At 57.2% G+C, this 17,195-nt stretch carries 18 protein-coding genes; 8 read left to right on the top strand and 10 right to left on the bottom strand.

Going from position 1 to position 17,195, the window contains the following annotated elements; all coding sequences use genetic code 11:
* Positions 1-64: 64 nt before the first annotated feature.
* The 6 genes from ACQG0T_RS22965 to yihU are packed head-to-tail and all read right to left on the bottom strand — an operon-like array spanning position 65 to position 8,041.
* Positions 65-1,489 carry an MFS transporter gene (locus ACQG0T_RS22965; protein WP_017382668.1) on the bottom strand — a complete coding sequence of 475 codons (1,425 nt, stop codon included), beginning with the start codon at positions 1,487-1,489 and terminating at the stop codon, positions 65-67.
* A gap of 43 nt (positions 1,490-1,532) precedes the next feature.
* Positions 1,533-2,915: an MFS transporter gene (locus ACQG0T_RS22960; RefSeq protein ID WP_003861932.1), complete on the bottom strand. Its 1,383-nt coding sequence runs from the start codon at positions 2,913-2,915 to the stop codon at positions 1,533-1,535.
* A 45-nt stretch (positions 2,916-2,960) separates the two neighbouring features.
* A complete protein-coding gene (locus tag ACQG0T_RS22955; RefSeq protein ID WP_126805246.1) occupies positions 2,961-4,985 on the bottom strand; it encodes an alpha-glucosidase in 2,025 nt (674 codons plus the stop codon).
* Positions 4,986-5,001: 16 nt separating this feature from the next.
* Positions 5,002-6,243 carry a sulfoquinovose isomerase gene (yihS, locus tag ACQG0T_RS22950; protein ID WP_023304653.1) on the bottom strand — a complete coding sequence of 414 codons (1,242 nt, stop codon included), beginning with the start codon at positions 6,241-6,243 and terminating at the stop codon, positions 5,002-5,004.
* A 14-nt stretch (positions 6,244-6,257) separates the two neighbouring features.
* Positions 6,258-7,133: a sulfofructosephosphate aldolase gene (yihT, locus tag ACQG0T_RS22945; protein WP_144428033.1), complete on the bottom strand. Its 876-nt coding sequence runs from the start codon at positions 7,131-7,133 to the stop codon at positions 6,258-6,260.
* Between the two features lie 17 nt (positions 7,134-7,150).
* Positions 7,151-8,041, bottom strand: a complete 891-nt coding sequence (yihU, locus tag ACQG0T_RS22940) for a sulfolactaldehyde 3-reductase (protein ID WP_032672236.1) — start codon at positions 8,039-8,041, stop codon at positions 7,151-7,153.
* Between the two features lie 155 nt (positions 8,042-8,196).
* On the opposite strand from yihU, the gene ACQG0T_RS22935 reads away from it, so the two are divergent.
* The 6 genes from ACQG0T_RS22935 to fabY all read left to right on the top strand — a co-directional run bounded on the left by ACQG0T_RS22935 (position 8,197) and on the right by fabY (position 12,941).
* Positions 8,197-9,093 carry a sugar kinase gene (locus tag ACQG0T_RS22935; protein WP_126805249.1) on the top strand — a complete coding sequence of 299 codons (897 nt, stop codon included), beginning with the start codon at positions 8,197-8,199 and terminating at the stop codon, positions 9,091-9,093.
* 34 nt (positions 9,094-9,127) lie between these two features.
* Positions 9,128-9,928: a DeoR/GlpR family DNA-binding transcription regulator gene (locus ACQG0T_RS22930; protein ID WP_003861944.1), complete on the top strand. Its 801-nt coding sequence runs from the start codon at positions 9,128-9,130 to the stop codon at positions 9,926-9,928.
* A gap of 118 nt (positions 9,929-10,046) precedes the next feature.
* The gene (gene yihX, locus ACQG0T_RS22925; RefSeq protein ID WP_017694048.1) at positions 10,047-10,646 is read left to right on the top strand and encodes a glucose-1-phosphatase; all 600 of its coding nucleotides are present in this window, start codon (positions 10,047-10,049) and stop codon (positions 10,644-10,646) included.
* Positions 10,640-11,521 (top strand): virulence factor BrkB family protein, encoded by an 882-nt coding sequence (locus tag ACQG0T_RS22920; RefSeq protein ID WP_003861949.1) that lies wholly within the window; start codon positions 10,640-10,642, stop codon positions 11,519-11,521. Before yihX ends, ACQG0T_RS22920 begins: the two co-directional genes overlap by 7 nt.
* Entirely contained in the window at positions 11,518-11,955 is a 438-nt protein-coding gene (gene dtd, locus ACQG0T_RS22915; RefSeq protein ID WP_015569909.1) for a D-aminoacyl-tRNA deacylase, read from the top strand. The genes ACQG0T_RS22920 and dtd overlap by 4 nt, the downstream gene beginning before the upstream one ends.
* Before the next feature lie 44 nt (positions 11,956-11,999).
* Positions 12,000-12,941: a fatty acid biosynthesis protein FabY gene (gene fabY / locus ACQG0T_RS22910; RefSeq protein ID WP_015569910.1), complete on the top strand. Its 942-nt coding sequence runs from the start codon at positions 12,000-12,002 to the stop codon at positions 12,939-12,941.
* Between the two features lie 8 nt (positions 12,942-12,949).
* On the opposite strand, the gene ACQG0T_RS22905 is transcribed toward fabY, so the two are convergent.
* Positions 12,950-13,870 (bottom strand): alpha/beta hydrolase, encoded by a 921-nt coding sequence (locus tag ACQG0T_RS22905; protein WP_015569911.1) that lies wholly within the window; start codon positions 13,868-13,870, stop codon positions 12,950-12,952.
* A gap of 198 nt (positions 13,871-14,068) precedes the next feature.
* Between ACQG0T_RS22905 and ACQG0T_RS22900 the strand changes: the two genes are divergently transcribed.
* Together ACQG0T_RS22900 and ACQG0T_RS22895 are read left to right on the top strand one after the other, a co-directional pair.
* Complete coding sequence (locus ACQG0T_RS22900) at positions 14,069-14,311, top strand: ribbon-helix-helix domain-containing protein (protein WP_015569912.1); 243 nt, start codon at positions 14,069-14,071, stop codon at positions 14,309-14,311.
* Positions 14,312-14,313: 2 nt separating this feature from the next.
* Entirely contained in the window at positions 14,314-14,685 is a 372-nt protein-coding gene (locus tag ACQG0T_RS22895) for a PIN domain-containing protein (RefSeq protein WP_015569913.1), read from the top strand.
* Positions 14,686-14,724: 39 nt separating this feature from the next.
* Here the strand turns inward: ACQG0T_RS22895 and fdhE are convergent, their stop codons facing one another.
* From fdhE to fdxH, 3 genes are read right to left on the bottom strand one after another with little or no spacing between them, the layout of a single operon-like run.
* Complete coding sequence (gene fdhE, locus ACQG0T_RS22890) at positions 14,725-15,654, bottom strand: formate dehydrogenase accessory protein FdhE (protein ID WP_003861956.1); 930 nt, start codon at positions 15,652-15,654, stop codon at positions 14,725-14,727.
* On the bottom strand, positions 15,651-16,286 hold the full coding sequence (gene fdoI, locus ACQG0T_RS22885; protein WP_252051972.1) for a formate dehydrogenase cytochrome b556 subunit: 636 nt from the start codon (positions 16,284-16,286) through the stop codon (positions 15,651-15,653). The genes fdhE and fdoI overlap by 4 nt, the downstream gene beginning before the upstream one ends.
* The gene (fdxH, locus tag ACQG0T_RS22880; RefSeq protein WP_014072386.1) at positions 16,283-17,185 is read right to left on the bottom strand and encodes a formate dehydrogenase subunit beta; all 903 of its coding nucleotides are present in this window, start codon (positions 17,183-17,185) and stop codon (positions 16,283-16,285) included. Before fdxH ends, fdoI begins: the two co-directional genes overlap by 4 nt.
* Positions 17,186-17,195 lie beyond the last annotated feature (10 nt).

The following is a 17,195-nucleotide window of genomic DNA, read 5'->3' as shown; positions in this document are numbered from 1 at the left end:
TGTATCAGGTACAGAAAGGCCTCCCTCCTGATAAACAGGAAGGACATACTGGCCGGATTTATTGTTATAAAGTGACTGCTGACGCTTTATTGTTGGTGGTTATCTCAGGGGTATTTGCTGTCTGTTTTTTCCGTTTTCCAATCTCCTCGATAATAAAGGCGAAGCGCGCTTCGTTGAGTTTATAAAACAGCCCCATGGTCACGGCGGCAACGATCGCCAGGCCGCACGGCCAGAGGAAAATAAGCTGGCGCAACCCAAGCAGCGTGCCTGCGCTCTGTACGGCATGGGGAACATAGCCAATCTGGGTCAGCATGATACCGGGCAGAAAACCGGCCAGCGCCGCGGAGATTTTGCGCGAGAAGGTATAGCCGGTATACACCGACCCTTCGGCGCGGATCCCGGTTTTCCACTCGCCGTAATCAACCGTATCCGGCACCAGCGCCCAGTTCAGGCTGTTCACAAACGCGGTGCCGAAAAAGGCCATGCAGGAAAAGAGCACGAATAGCAGGGAACTGGTTCCCCAGACGAAGTTCAGCACGTCGCCCACCGCCCACAGCGTCAGCCCGCCCAGATAGACCGGCTTCTTGCCAAAGCGCTTCACCGCGCCAGGCACCAGAAACACGCCAATCAGAATGCAACCCATGCTGAAAAAGCCCATCCACGACAGGAGATGCAGATCGTTCAGCACGTACTGGGTGTAATAGACCTGAATCGCCAGCTTGATGTTAAACGCGGCGAGGGTACACAGGTTGGCGATGCACAGCACCAGCAGCGGCGGATTGCGGAAAATCGCGCAGAACGATTTCAGAATGCCGGGCTTATGGTGATCGGGCGTAAGCTCGACGTAGCGCTCTTTCACCCCGCTGTAGCACCACCACATGCAGAACAGTCCCCCGGTGACGAACACCAGCGCGGCCACCAGATAGCCGAGTGAGGGCTGGCTGACGAACAGCGCCTGAATCGGCATAAAGCCGACAGTACAGAGCAACAGTCCTACCGTTGCGCCGCCCTGACGCCACGCCGCAAGCTGCGCGCGCTCGTTCGGGTTTTTGGTGATGGCCGGAACCATTGCACCGTAGGCGCAGTTCATCAGGCTGTAGCAGAGGCCAAACATCATGAAGAGCACGGTGGCGAGGGCCGTTTTCACCGTCAGGCTAAAGTCGTTGGCCATAAACTGCGCCGTGGCCACCAGCGCCACCGGAACGGAGGCGTAGAGAATGAATGGCCGGAATTTGCCCCGCGCGCCGATATTACGCCGGGAGTCCAGCAGCACCCCGGTCAGCATGTCGGTAAACGCGGTAAAGAACTTGGCGACCAGAAAAATGATGCCGCCGTAGAACGCGGGCATGCCCAGCTCGTCCGTGTAAAACTTCAGCAGATACAGCGTGCCAATACACAGCATCAGGTTCGAGCCAAAATCACCCATCCCGTAGGCGCACTTCTCTCGCAGGCTCAATTTCAGGGTTAACGGATCAGTATTATGTGTCATGGTCGATCCTCAAAGCGCCCCGCAGGGCGCTCAATCACGTCATTTATGCCGTACGTTTGCGCAGCTCAATTTCTTCCACGATGCGCACATACATCTTCTCGTTAAGGTTGTAGAAGCAGCCCATCGCCACGATGGTGATGACTGCCAGCAGACTCGGATAGATAAATATCAGCTGCCGTAGCCCTTCAACCGTGCCGGCGGATTGCACCACGTTAGGCACATAGCCGATCTGCGTGAGCATGATCCCCGGGAAGAAGCCCGCCAGCGCCTGCGATACCTTACGGAAGAAGGTAAAGCCGGTGTAGACCGTCCCCTCGGAGCGTACGCCGGTGCGCCACTCGCCGTATTCCACGGTATCGGACACCAGCGCCCAGTTCAGGCTGTTCACGAACGCGGAGCCGAAGAACGCCAGGCAGGAGAACGCCACGAAGCTCACCGAGCCGCCGCCGAAGAAGTAGTTAAGCAGATCGCCCGCCACCCAAATCATCAGCCCGCTGATGTAGACCTTTTTCTTACCGAAGCGCCGCACCGCGCCGGGCATCATAAAGACGCCGATAAAAATACAGCCCATGCTGAAGAAGCCCATATACGACAGCAGGATCGGGTCGTTCAGCACGTACTGCGTGTAGTAGACCTGAATGGCGAGCTTGACGTTAAAGGCACCCAGCGTGCACAGGTTCGCGATGCACAGGATAAACAGCGGACGGTTCCCGGCGATGGCGCGAAACGACTGCAACAGCCCCGGTTTCTGCGCCGGGTTAGCGGGCTGCGTCTCGACGTAACGCTCGGTCACGCCCTTATAGCACCACCACATAAAGAACAGCCCGAACAGCGAGAAGAGGGTGGCGGCAAAGATGTAGCCAAGCTGGTCGTTACCCTCAATCAGGTTCATCACCGGCACAAAACCCACCGTACAGAGCAGCAGGCCCAGCGTGGCCCCGCCCTGGCGCCAGGCGGCCAGCGAGGCGCGCTCGTCCGGGTTTTTGGTAATGGCGGGCACCATCGCGCCGTAGGAGCAGTTCATCATGCTGAAGAACAGGCCGTACAGCATGAACAGCACCGTCGCCATCACCGTTTTACCGGTGATTTCAAACGGTGTGCCGACGAAGTTGGCAATCGCCAGTAAGGTCACCGGGAACGCCGCGTACAGTACGAACGGGCGGAATTTCCCTTTCGGGCCGATTTTGCGCCGGGAGTCGAGCATGATCCCGGTGCCCATGTCGGTGAAGGCGGTAAAGAACTTCGCAATCAGGAAGATGATCCCGCCGTAGGTGCCGGGCAGCCCCAGCACGTCGGTGTAGAACTTCAGCAGATAGAGCGTGCCGATATCCAGCAGGATGTTAGAGCCGAGGTCGCCCATCCCGTAGGCGAGTTTTTCTTTAAACGGCAGGCGCAGGGTTGCCGGATCAGAAGTATGTTGACTCATTATTGTTCTCCGTCTGCCCGCAGGTTTCCCCGCGGGCGAGCCTTATCAGATATGACGTAAGGTGCTAAACAGATCTGCCCATTCGCTGTGCTGGCGATAGAAGACCGGCGGTTTGCCGAGCGGGGCATCAACGGTGATGTCACCGCCCTGGCAGGTTTCCCCGGTCCACGCATTGACCCAGGTGTCCTGCGGCAGATAGAGCGACCAGTCGCGGCGTCCCTCTTCATGAACCGGCGCCACCAGCAGATCGCGGCCAAACAGGTACTGGTATTTCAGCGTGTAGGCGCGCGCGTCGTCCTCGTAGTGCAGGAACAGCGGGCGCATCACCGGTAGGCCGCTCTTCGCGTTCTGCGCTACCGCAGCTTTGATGTACGGCTTCAGAGTTGTGAAGACGGTGGTCATGCGCGCGAAGTGGGCGATAGTTTCCGCGTCGCCATCGAACTGCCAGTTATCGCCAGGGCGGTTGCCCTCGTGGGTACGCATCATCGGCGTAAAGGCGCTGAAGTCGCACCAGCGCAGCAGCAGCTCTTTGCTGCGCTTCATCTCGAAGAGGGTCGTATAGCCGCCAATGTCGCTGTGGTGCAGCCCGTGCCCGGTCATCGCCAGCGACAGCGCCGCCGGTACGACGGACGCCAGACCATCGTCCAGGCTCCAGTCGACGTTCTGATCCCCCGCCCACATCATCACCGAGTGCTTCTGGCTGCCGGTGTAGCCCGCGCGCATGAAGAACAGGATCTCCCCGAGCTTGCCGGTCTCCTCCAGCGCTTCGTAGTTACATTTCGCCCACAGGGCAGGCCAGGCGTTATGCATGATCTCCGCGCTCACGCCGTTGTGCAGGAAGGTATCGGTCGGCAGATATTCCCCGAAATCGGCCATCCAGCCGCCGCAGCCCAGTTCGATCAGGTTCTTTTTGATCACCTCTTTGTACCAGCTGTAGGCTTCCGGGTTAGTCAGGTCGATAACGCCCGCGTAGAACTCGCCGAACTCAACGTGGTAATCCTTGCCGTCGGCATCTTTGGTCAGATAGCCGCGCTTCGACGCCTCTTCGCAGAGATCTTTATCGCTGGCGACGTAAGGGTTGATATAGGAGAGGAACTGCACGCCTTCCTCTTTCCACTGCGCAATCCGCTCATCAAGCTGCGGATAGAGCGCGCTGTTCCACTTCCAGTTCCACATTACGCGTTTGCCAAAGGAGGTCATCCGGATGCCGGACCAGTCCTGCGCCCAGATGCCGTTTACCTTCACGCCGCCCTCGCGCATGGCGTCGAGCTTCTGCTGACACACCTCGGTGCCGCCCTGAATACCCAGCGTCACGCCGTCGTAAACCCAGTCCGGCAGCTCCGGTTGACGCCCCAGCAGGCCGGTCAGTTTTTCCAGCAGATCGACGTAGGTTTCTGCGCATTCGAAGCGCAGCGTGGCGTTATCTTCCCACAATGCCAGCTCGTGGAAGTCCGGCGCGCTGAAGTCGAAGTTCATATAACAGCTGTTATCCACGTGGCAGTAGTACTTCTGGGTGCTCACGAAGGTAGGCTGTGGGAAGAAGGTCCAGTAGTAATCGCCGCCCGCGTTCTCTTTGCAGTCGGCCTGCCAGGTGACGTAGGTCTGCTTGTTGCGGCCCACGCCCTGCTCGCTGGTCCACAGCGGGAACGGCTTGCCGCGCAGATCGAAATACGAGAACTGCTCGCCGCAGCCGTAGATATGATCGTCAGGCTGAGCCGCCAGCCGCAGCCAGATGCGGTTATGGCTGGCGGCGTCATTTTTCAGCTTCAGCTCCAGACGGCCCTCACCATCCACGCCCACCAGCAGCGTCGCGCTCACCGCGTCGCCGCGGGTAAAGCGGATTGCCCAGCCCGCGCTTTGCTGCGTGACGGTCGCGTTCGTCAGGGCAATCTTTTCGTTAAGCTTGTCTTTGATGCTGAAATTGCCGCGAAACATCTCGATATCCGCTTCGCCTGCACCGATCCACAGGCAGGGGGCATCCGCAGAGTGGGATAAAATCAGACGGTCCTGCCAGCGCAGGGTGAAACCACTTTCGTTATTTTTCAGGTCAATATTGTGTAGGGTACGCATAAAAACTCCGTCTTTATTATTTGGCCAGGCTATCCAGTAATCCGGCGGCTACGGCAGGGGCTAAGCCCGGCGCCAGCGGCAGGCGGGGGATCACCAGGCAGTGCAGCAGGTGGTAAATATCCTGCTTGCCGTCCCAGACTTTGGTGGTCACTTCGTTATTGGTGTCCAGCTCCTGCCACCATGAACCGTTTTCGTAATCCATCAGGTACTTGATGCAGTAATCCCACCATTTCTGATACCAGGCTTCGTACTGCGCCTCGCCAGTGACGGTGTAGAGCGCGTAAGCCGTGCCCATCGCCTCGACGATTGGCCAGCGCACGCGTTCGCGCACGATAGGCTTGCCGTCCCAGCCCACGGAGTAGACAAAGCCGTCCGCCCCGTCGGGTGCCCAGGCGTCGCGAATAGTGGCGTGAAACAGGCCTTTCGCATCTTCCAGCAGCCACTCCGGCGGGGTTTCAAAGCGGGCTTCCAGCGCGGCGCGCAGGTGCAGCATCAGGCGGCCCCACTCGATCCAGTGCCCCGGCGTGCCGCCGTAGGCGCGGAAGCGGTGGGCAGGGTTATCGATGTTGTAATCGCGGATCGGGTTCCAGCTGGTGTCGAAATGCTCGTTAACGCGGTACTCCCCTTTGCGCGCCACGTCGTGAATAATCACCGAGGCGATACGCAGGGCGCGGTCGAGCCATTTCCGGTCGTGGGTCACGTCATAGACGATGAGGAAGGCTTCCACGGCGTGCATATTGGCGTTACCGCCGCGGTAATCTTCCGTTTTGCTGAAGGCTTCGTCCCAGGACTCCAGGCACATCTGCTCCTGTTCGCTCCAGAAGTAGCGCTCAATCACCTCGATGGCATCGTCCAGCAGCTTGCGTGCCTCGGGGTGGCCGGTGGTCACGGCGCTCGCCGCGCCCAGCAGGACGAAGAAGTGCTGATAGCCCTGCTTGGACGCATCAATCACGCCTTCATCGTTTACGCAGGCGTACCAGCCGCCGTGCTGTTTATCGCGCAGCGGACCGTTCAGGGCATTAATGCCGTGCTCAACCAGCGCGTACGCGCCGGGGCGCCCCATGTTCGCCGCCACCGCGTAAACGTGCAGCATGCGGGCGGTGATCCACAGATGGGTGCCCATATCGCTGCGCACCTGCCCGTTATTGCCCAGCCAGCCAAAGCCGGTCGGTACGGCGGCGTTTTTACCGAAATCGAGAATGCGGTCGGTCTCTTGTTCGAGCCAGCGGTTATGGCTCAGGGTGTTAAACCATTTCATGTTCGGGTCCTTTCTTAACGGCGAGCCATCATTTCGTCGACGATCTCACCCAGACGCTGAAGTTTTGGCACGGAAATATCACGCAGCATCAGCTCGGTGTCCGGCAGGCCAATCACCGATGACCAGACGGCGCGCCCGGCTAAAAAGCCCGATGCCCCCGCCTGCATGGCGACGCTTACGGCACGCGGGAATAACTTATCGTCCACGCCGGAGGAGAGGATCACCCACGGCATGGCGATGTTCTCGTTCAGCTTCTGCGAGGCCGTCAGTAGCTCGTGCTGTGTGCCCTTACCAAACAGCGGCATTTCCACTTTGTAGAGGTCGGCGCCGCTGTCGCCCAGCTCTTTGGCCGCATCGATGATCGCCTGCTCGCGGTCAAACGCGGCGGCGCGGCGCGGGGGACGCACCACCGGCTCGATAATGCTCAGCAGCCCGTTGTCATGGCACAGCGTATTGAACGCTTTCACCATTTCCAGGCGCTGCTGCGGATCTTCATCGCTGCGCCACAGCACCAGCAGCTTCAGCGCCTTACCGCCATCGCGTTTGACCGCCTGCGCGTCGACGTTCTTGTCGATCACCACGCTGTCGACCGGAATGCCGTTCCCCGGAATAAACTCGTCGGCGGCGACAATCATTGCGCAGCTTTTGGCCACGGCCTGCTGCTCGACAATCTGGCGGTAGCAGAACTGCTGGTCGACGAGGATCGCAGAGGCGTACGGCGACAGAATTTTCGCCGCATTGACCTTAAAATCCGTCAGGTGCTGATCGGTTACCGGCACTGGCGCGCCTGCGGCAGCAAACATCAGGCGCATCGCTTCGCGCTGATCCACGGCCAGCATTGCAAAACCGCCGGAAGGTCGGGTGATATCTTTCAGGGTGTACATCGTCATTCCTCAGTCCTTTCGTATCAGTGTGGTTTTTTCAGCCCGGCAGATGCGCGAACCTGTTCAAGAATGGCCGTCCAGTCTTCGCGCCCGCGCCCGGCGGCGCGTGCCTGGTTGTATACTTCGCGGGACGCCGCGCCCAGCGGCATCGGAACGTGGAGCTGGTTGGCCACGTCGAGGGCGATCCCCAGATCCTTATGCGCAAGGTCGATCATGAAGGCGGGTGAAAGATCCCCTTTCAGCACCTTGTTCGGCCAGGATGTCGTGAAGTGGCCTTTACCCGCCGGCGTGCCGCTCATCACCTTGAGCGCCACGTCAAAGGAGAGGCCAAGCGCTTCGCACAGTACGGCGGCTTCGGCGGAAAGGGCGTTCAGGGCGATGCTCATGTAGTTATTGATGAGCTTCACGCGGATGCCCATTCCCGGCCCGCCAGCGTTAATCAGTTCATTGCCCATCGCCATTAAAACGGGGGTGGCGCGCTCAACCTGCTGCGCCGTACCGCCCGCCAGCAGAAGCAGCGTACCGGCGATGGCATGATCAGAGGTGCGTCCGACGGGCACGTCCATCAGGCTGAAGCCTTGCTTAGCCATGTCGCGGATCAGTGCGTCGGTTTGCAGCGGGTGAATGGTGGACATATCAATGACCAGCGCGTCGCGGGATAACCCTTCGCACACGCCGTGCTCGCCGAACAGCACGCTGCGCACCAGGTCGCCGTTTGGCAGCATAGTGATCACGAATTCGGCATCCGTTGCTGCCTGTGCGGGCGTAGCCGCCGCCCGGGCGCCGCTCTCTACCAGCGCCTGAACCGCCTGCGGGTTCACATCAAAAACGTTAAGCTGGTGGCCCTGTTTCAACAGATTCTTCGCCATGGGCGCGCCCATCTGTCCTAAGCCGATAAATGCGATTGCTGACATGCCTCTCTCCTGTCACATCGTGTCAATTTTTGCGCGTTTGTGGTGTCTGTTTTTGATCGTATTTGTAATTTATAGTCAAAAAATTGACACGGGTCACTTTTTAAACATTTGGTGAAATTAAAATGAAGGCATCAGAAATCGCAGAAGGAATCACCATGACTCGCATCGTTTGTGTCGGCATTACCGTGCTGGATCGCATCTGGTATCTCGATGATTTACCGAAAGAAGGTGGGAAATATGTCGCAAAAGACTATACGGAAGTGGGCGGCGGCCCGGCGGCAACGGCGGCAGTGGCAGCCGCGAAACTGGGCGCGGAAGTGGATTTTATTGGCCGGGTGGGGGACGACGATACCGGCAGACGACTGCTTGCGGAGCTGGAATCCCTGGGGGTGAACACCCGCTATACGCGCGTGTTTAAGGGGGCTCGTTCGTCACAGTCGGCGGTGCTGGTGGACGCAGGTGGGGAAAGAGTGATTGCCAACTACCCCAGCCCCGATCTCCCTGCGGCGGCAGACTGGCTGCATGAAATCGACTTCTCTCAGTGGGACATTGTCTTAGCCGACGTGCGCTGGCATGACGGGGCAAAACAGGCATTTACCCTGGCCCGCCAGCAGGGCGTACCGACGTTGCTGGATGCGGATGTCACCCCGCAGGATATCGCGGAGCTGATCGCCTTAAGCGACCACGCGGCCTTCTCCGCGCCAGGACTGCGGCGGTTAACGCAGCTGGATGAAACCGAAAACGCGCTGAAGAAAGCACAAACGCTCACAAATGGACATGTGTATGTCACACAGGGGCGAGACGGCTGTTTCTGGCTGGAAAACGACACGCTATGTCATCAGCCTGGTTTTGAAGTGAACGTCATTGATACCACCGGGGCGGGCGACGTGTTCCACGGTGCGCTGGCGGTCAGCCTGGGGCAGAAATTACCCGCCGCAGACGCCGTGCGTTTTGCCAGCGCCGTCGCAGCACTGAAATGTACAAAGCCCGGCGGGCGCGCGGGTATACCCGACTGTGATCAAACCCGCTCTTTTTTGTCACTTTTTGTATAAAATGCGGGGCGTGATGGTTTTCAGAGGACAGCCCATGAGCCTTACCGAACTGACCGGCAACCCGCGTCACGATCAGCTGCTGACGCTGATTGCCGATCGCGGCTATATGAACATTGATGAACTGGCGCAGCTGCTGGATGTCTCCACGCAAACCGTGCGCCGGGATATCCGTAAGCTCAGCGAGCAGGGGCTGATCACCCGTCATCACGGCGGCGCGGGCAGGGCATCCAGCGTGGTCAACACGGCGTTCGAACAGCGTGAAGTCTCGCTTACCGAAGAGAAACGGGCGATTGCCGAAGCGATTGCGGACTATATTCCCGACGGTTCGACCATTTTTATCACCATCGGGACGACCGTGGAGCACGTTGCCCGGGCACTGCTTAACCATAATCATCTGCGCATCATCACTAACAGCCTGCGGGTGGCGCACATTCTTTATAAGAATCCGCGCTTTGAGGTGATGGTGCCCGGCGGTACGCTGCGCCCGCATAACGGCGGCATTATCGGTCCTGCGGCAACGGCGTTCGTGTCAGGATTTCGCGCAGATTACCTGGTCACCAGCGTCGGGGCGATAGAGCACGACGGCGCGATGATGGAATTTGACGTTAACGAAGCCAGCGTGGTGAAAACCATGATCGCTCACTCCCGTCACATTTTACTGGCGGCCGATCATACGAAATACCACGCCTCCGCGGCGGTTGAAATTGGCAACGTGGCGCAGGCGACGGCGCTGTTCACCGATGAGCTGCCCGGCCCGGCGCTGCAAAATCACCTCAAATCCAGCAAGGTTGAGGTTGTCGAAGTCAATTCCGGAGAAGAGCAGCAGGCTGGCTGAAAATCCTATGGCCCGATATTGCGATTCGGGCCTTTCCTTTCTCTAAGCTGAATCTGGCGCATAGCTAAAGTTTCTCTTTCCCGCTACAGTTACTTTTCCACGGCGAAAGGAGATAAACATGCTTTATATCTTTGACTTAGGAAATGTAATCGTCGATATCGATTTTAACCGGGTGCTGGGCGCATGGAGCGATTTTAGCCGTGTTCCGCTGGCGACGTTAAAGCAGAATTTCGCGATGGGTGAGACTTTCCATCTGCACGAGCGCGGTGAGATCAGCGATGAAGCGTTCGCAGAGCGTTTCTGTCAGGAAATGGGTCTCTCGTTAAGCTACGAGCAGTTTTCCCACGGCTGGCAGGCCATATTTGTCGCGATCCGCCCCGAAGTGATCGACATCATGCACAAGCTGCGCGAGCAGGGGCATCGTGTCGTCGTCCTGTCGAATACCAACCGCCTGCATACCACCTTCTGGCCGGATGAATACCCGGAAATCCACGCGGCGGCAGATAAGGTGTATCTCTCCCAGGAGATGGGGATGCGTAAACCTGAGGCGCGCATCTATCAGGCGGTATTGCAGGAAGAAGGATCCACGGCGGCGGATGCGGTCTTTTTTGACGACAACGCCGATAATATAGAAGGGGCTAATCAGTTAGGTATCACCTCCATTCTGGTGACCGGAAAAGAGACGATACCGAACTACTTTGCGAAGCAGTTATGCTAAAAACCGTTCATCAAAAAGCCAATCACCACACGCGCCCGCTGAGGGCGTGGCTGAAACTCCTCTGGCATCGCATTGACGAGGACAACATGACCACGCTGGCGGGCAATCTCGCTTACGTGTCCTTGCTCTCGCTGGTGCCGCTGGTGGCGGTGATTTTTGCGCTTTTTTCGGCGTTTCCGATGTTTGCCGATGTGAGCATGCAGCTTCGCCATTTTGTTTTCGCGAACTTTATTCCTGCCACCGGCGATGTGATCCAGAACTACATTGAACAGTTTGTCGCTAACTCCAGCAAGATGACGGCGGTGGGGGCATGTGGGCTTATTGTTACCGCGCTGCTGCTGATGTACTCCATCGACAGTGCGCTCAACACCATCTGGCGGAGCAAAAAAGTCCGCCCGAAGGTTTACTCCTTTGCCGTCTACTGGATGATTTTAACCCTTGGCCCATTGCTGGCGGGGGCAAGCCTGGCGATCAGTTCCTACCTTCTTTCGCTGCGCTGGGCGACCGACTTAAACAGCGTGATCGATAACGTGCTGCGTATATTCCCGCTGATTTTATCGTGGCTTTCGTTCTGGCTGCTCTACAGCGTGGTACCAACCACGCGCGTACCCAACCGGGATGCCGTGGTGGGTGCGCTGGTCGCGGCGTTGCTCTTTGAGCTGGGCAAGAAAGGATTCGCGCTTTATATCACCATGTTCCCCTCTTATCAGCTGATTTACGGCGTGCTGGCGGTGATCCCCATTTTGTTTGTCTGGGTCTACTGGACGTGGTGTATCGTCTTGCTTGGCGCCGAAATAACTGTCACTCTCGGGGTCTACCGCGAACTCAAAAAAGCAGCAGAAGCTGAAAAACAACAAGAAGCAGACCAACCATGATTGCATTGATTCAGCGCGTAACCCGTGCCAGCGTCACCGTGGCGGATGAGGTGACGGGTGAAATTGGCCCAGGACTTTTGGTGCTCCTGGGTGTCGAAAAGGATGACGACGAACAAAAAGCCAACCGCTTGTGTGAGCGCGTACTGGGCTACCGCATTTTCAGCGATGCGGAAGGCAAGATGAACCTGAACGTTCAGCAGGCGGGCGGCAGCGTGCTTGTGGTCTCCCAGTTTACGCTGGCCGCGGATACCGAACGCGGCATGCGCCCGAGTTTTTCGAAGGGCGCGGCACCGGATCGCGCAGAAGCCCTTTACGAGTACTTTGTTGAGCGCTGTCGCCAACAGGACATGAATACACAAACCGGACGATTCGCTGCGGATATGCAGGTTTCGCTGGTGAACGATGGCCCCGTCACATTCTGGCTCCAGGTATGAGCCAACTGGCGGCATGGCCGCGGGTAACAAGAGAGAGTACAGCTATGTATCACCTTCGAGTACCGCAAACGGAAGAAGAATTAGACGCTTATTACCATTTCCGCTGGGAAATGCTGCGCAAGCCACTGCATCAACCTAAAGGCTCTGAACGCGACGCCTGGGACGCGATGGCGCACCACCAGATGGTGGTTGATGAAGAGGGCAACCTCGTCGCCGTTGGGCGACTGTATATCAATGCCGACAACGAAGCTTCAATCCGCTTTATGGCCGTTCATCCCTCCGTGCAGGACAAAGGCCTTGGAACGCTGATGGCTATGACGCTGGAATCCGTTGCCCGTCAGGAAGGGGTCAAGCGTGTCACCTGTAGCGCCCGCGAAGATGCCGTTGAGTTCTTTGCCAAGCTTGGTTTCGTGAATCAGGGGGAAATCACCGCCCCGCAAACTACGCCGATTCGTCACTTTTTGATGATCAAACCCATCGCCACGCTGGACGATATTCTCCATCGCGCCGACTGGTGCGGGCAGCTCCAGCAGGCATGGTATCAGCACATTCCGCTCAGTGAAAAAATGGGTGTGCGTATTCAGCAGTACACCGGGCAAAAATTTATTACCACCATGCCGGAAACCGGCAACCAGAACCCGCACCATACCCTGTTTGCCGGCAGTCTGTTTTCACTCGCCACGCTCACCGGCTGGGGACTGATCTGGCTGATGCTGCGCGAACGTCATCTCGGCGGCACCATTATTCTGGCCGATGCCCATATCCGCTACAGCGCCCCGATCAGCGGCAAGCCGAGCGCGGTTGCTGACCTGGGCGCACTGGGCGGCGATCTCGACCGTCTGGCGCGTGGACGTAAAGCACGCGTACAGATGCAGGTTGAGCTGTTCGGCGATGAAACGCCAGGCGCGGTGTTTGAAGGCACCTATATCGTTCTGCCTGCGAAGCCGTATGGCGCGTATGAAGAGGGCGGGAACGAGGAGGAATAGTCTCCTTCTCACTCTCGCCCGGCATGGTTAATGCGCCAGGCAATATCTCGCATAACGTCTCGCGCTGACTGGCTAATTCCACCCAACTGGAAGAAGCCGTGTATTACACCCCACCATCGTTGAGCGGTACACTTCACGCCTTGCTCCGTGAGGCGCTGATAAAGCGCCTCGCCTTCGTCGCGTAACGGATCATATTCCGCGGTAACAATATGGACCTTCGGCAGACCGCTAAAGTCGTTGCGCCACAGTGGGCTGACTTCAGGATGTTGACGGTCGGCTCCAGCCAGATACATTTCATAGCCGCTCAAAAGGGTATCGCGAGTAATCACGTAATCCATGCCATTGAGGGTATAGCTTTCAAAACTGGCCGTAGCGTCGAGCATGGGGTAGATAAGAATGAGCTGCGCGGGATCCCAGAGACCTTTGGCCTTAAGCCGCAATGACGTTACCAGCGCAAGATGACCTCCCGCGCTGTCTCCACAAAGTGTAATCCGGTTTTTATCCACACCTAATTGTTCTGCATTTTGCCAGACAAGATCTGCCGCTCTCTCTGCATCGTCATGCGCAGCGGGGAAAGTATGCTCGGGTGCGAGTCTGTACTGAACCGCAATGACCCGGCAGTTACCGTAAAACGCCAGTTGGCGAAGCTGATTATCATGGGTTTCAAACCCACCGCTGACAAAACAACCGCCATGATAGTAGAGGGCACAAGATAACGTTTCAGGGGCATTGAAAGGCGAAAATACCCGAAAGGTCATATCCTCAAGAACAAGCGTTTCAACCTGGACACGCGTTTCTGTTTCCCCGGCTAGCGCTGTGCTGGCGACATATCCGCTTCTCCGGTCATCAATACTCTGCTTTCGCGAGGAAGGTCGTCCTGTGGCAATAAACTCCTGTACCAGCTTATCAATACCCTTTTCCAGTGCCATGATTACGTCCTTTTACTGTGTTTTTATACAGTTTATAGCCTGGTTTACAGCAGATGAAAACAGAGAAATGTTGAGAGGTGCATATTGTGGAAAGCGGCTCGCAAAATCGATCATTCCCTAAAAAACGTCCTTTCACCCTAAATTGATAAAGAGTATTTTGCCTGAAAATTAACCAAAGATGATATACTAAGGTGATATATGAGCGTTTTGGCGGAACTTGATATGGGCAGAATACTTATCGATTTGTCTGATGACGTGATTCAACGTTTGGATAATCTCAAGCAATTGCGAAATCAACCACGTGCTGAACTGCTTCGGGAAGCGATAGAGCTGTATCTCGACCAGCAGAGTTCTTCTGTTATCCGAAATGCGCTTGGTCTGTGGGGAGACAGAAAAGAGGACGGGCTTGAGTATGAACGCAAGCTGCGTGAGGAGTGGTAATCATGGAGCACATGGCAGTGTTTGATACCAATATTCTCATTGATCTCTTCAACAACCGTATTGAAGCTGCGGATGCGATTGAGCATACCGCGTCGCATCGTGCCATCAGCTTAATTACCTGGATGGAAGTAATGGTGAGCGCTCGCAGGCATGGTCATGAAGCGAAAACGGCAGCCGTTATGGGCGCTTTTGAAATTATTGATGTGTCTCGGGATATTGCGGAAAGAAGCGTTTTACTACGTGAGAAGCATGGAATGAAACTGCCTGATGCTATCATTCTGGCCACAGCGCAGAGCAGAAAATGTCCGTTGATTTCTCGCAACACGAAAGATTTTGCGGGTATTGACGAGGTCCTTACGCCTTACCAGGTGTAGGCCGGGCAAGCTCGCGCCGCCCGGCACTCTCACAGGAGATTACTCCCCTTCACCCGGGAACAGGAACGGGTTGATCGAGCTGCGGGCAAAGCCCTCCTGCTCCATCTTCGCGTCCAGAATCAGCGAGGCGAGATCGTCGGCCACGGCTTCGACTTTCGGGTCTTTTTCCTGATACAGAATCTTCAGGTAGGTCCCGCAGTCGCCGCAGCTCTCCGCTTTCACCGCCGCGTCTTCATTTTCCAGCGACCAGTAGTTCAGATCGCGGGTCTGTTCGCAGTTGCTGCACTTGATGCGCACCACGTGCCACTCGGTTTCACACAGGTTGCAGTGCAGGTAGCGCAGCCCCTGAGTGGTGCCGATTTGCACCATGCTGGAGACCGGCATTGAACCACACACCGGGCAGAACTGGCGCGCTTCGCCGTATTCGGCGCGGGCTTTACCTGGAATCAGGCTCGCCATTTGCGCCCAGTAGAGCGACAGCGCAGCCCAGATGAACGGCGCTTTATCGCTGCTCACCAGTGAGAAGTCGGAAGCAAACAGCGCGCTCGCCATCTCTTCCAGCTCCTGATCGGAGGCTTTTTCCAGGTTCTCAATGACTGCCAGCGCCGTGCCGCTCATTTCGGGCTTCAGCTCGGCGATCAGGGAATGCAGCAGCTTATGCCAGTGCTTGTCGCGCGGCAGGACGTGAATATCCAGCGGCGGTTTGCCCTGCTCGTTGGCTTCTTTGATGCGTGCGGTCAGGTCCATTTGCAGCGGATGGTCGTACAGCACCACTTCCTGCGCATGGGCGACTAGCGCGGCAAAACGCAGAAAATCGCCCAGCGGGTTGTTCTCTGCCAGCTCGCGCAGACGCTCTGCGCGGCGGTTGTAGAGGTTCTTGAGTCTGGGGAATAACAACGGCGGAATATACTCCGCCGTACGTTTCTCGCTCGACCCCAGCTCATCTTGCGGGATTATGCGAATACTCATTCAGATGACTTTTCCTGTTTCTGGCGGACTTCTCGGTACCAGCGCGGGTGATGTTTCTTCGCCCACGTTTTGGTGACCCAGCCTTCCACCATCGCGGTAATGGTGCCTTTCACCCAGAGGGCGGCGTAAATATGCACCATGATAACCACAATTAACGCCACTGCGGCAAATGAATGCAGCATCAGCGCGAATCGGATCACCGGGATTGAGAAAGCAGGCGCAAAGTACGGACGCCAGATGATCACGCCGCTCACCAGCAACAGGACCAGGAAGATAATCGCCGCCCAGAATACGCATTTCTGGCCGAAGTTATAACGCCCGGTATCACCCACTTCCTCGTTGACGACGATCTTACGAATATTCTTCGCCCAAAAGATATCATCCCGATTGATTAGGTTATGGTGCCAGTAGCGGAAAAACATGATGATGAACGAGGCAAGCATCACCACACCCACGAACGGGTGAAGGATGCGCGCCAGCTGCGGCGTGCCCAGTATCTGCATCAGCCAGTTGAAGGACGGGAAGAAGAACCCTAGCCCGCTTATCGCCGCCAGCATGAAGCAGAAGGCGGTGACCCAGTGGTTGATGCGTTCCGGCGCGGTGTAGCGCACGATGGTGTCACGTTTTCTCATTTGCGCACCTCGTCTTTCTCTTCATGCAGGTTGTCGTCTTCCTCTTCCGCACGGTTCGGACCAACGCCGACGTAGTGGAAGATGCTCGCTGCGAAGGTGGCCGCAAAACCGACCGCGGCCAGCGGTTTCCAGATGCCTTTCCAGAACTTCACGGTCGCGCTGATTTCCGGGTTCTCCGGCAGGCCGTGATACAGGTTCGGCTTGTCGGCGTGGTGCAGCACGTACATCACGTGCGTACCGCCAACCCCGGCCGGATCGTACAGGCCCGCGTTATCGTAACCACGAGTTTTCAGCTCGCCCACGCGCTCTGCCGCCAGCGTTTTCATATCCTCTTTGGAGCCAAAGTGGATAGCGCCAGTTGGACAGGTCTTCACGCACGCTGGCTCCTGGCCGACATTTACGCGGTCAACGCACAGCGTACATTTGTAGACGCGGTTGTCTTCCGGGTTCAGGCGCGGCACGTCAAACGGACAACCCGCGATGCAATAGCCGCAGCCAATACACTGCTCGGACTGGAAGTCGACGATGCCGTTGGCATACTGAATGATAGCCCCTTCTGACGGACACGCCTTCAGGCAGCCCGGATCCGCACAGTGCATACAGCCATCTTTGCGGATAAGCCATTCCAGTTTGTCGTTCTGCTCCACTTCCGAGAAACGCATTACCGTCCAGGACTTGGCGGTCAGGTCCGCCGGGTTGTCGTACACCCCGACGTTGTGACCCACTTCGTCACGGATGTCGTTCCACTCTGAACAGGCCACCTGACAGGCTTTACAGCCGATACAGGTGGTCACGTCGATAAGCTTCGCCACTTCCTGCTGGTGGTCCCGCGCCTGAGGCGCGGGCGTGAAACCGTTAGTCGCGGAACGACGGATAATGTCTTGAGATTGATAAGCCATAAGTCGTCTC

Origin of the sequence: Enterobacter cloacae complex sp. 302F9, from assembly GCF_050030335.1 — a bacterium.
GTDB lineage: Bacteria > Pseudomonadota > Gammaproteobacteria > Enterobacterales > Enterobacteriaceae > Enterobacter > Enterobacter hormaechei_C.
Note: the sequence above shows the minus strand (reverse complement) of the source record. Positions and strands in the feature narration are given on the sequence as shown.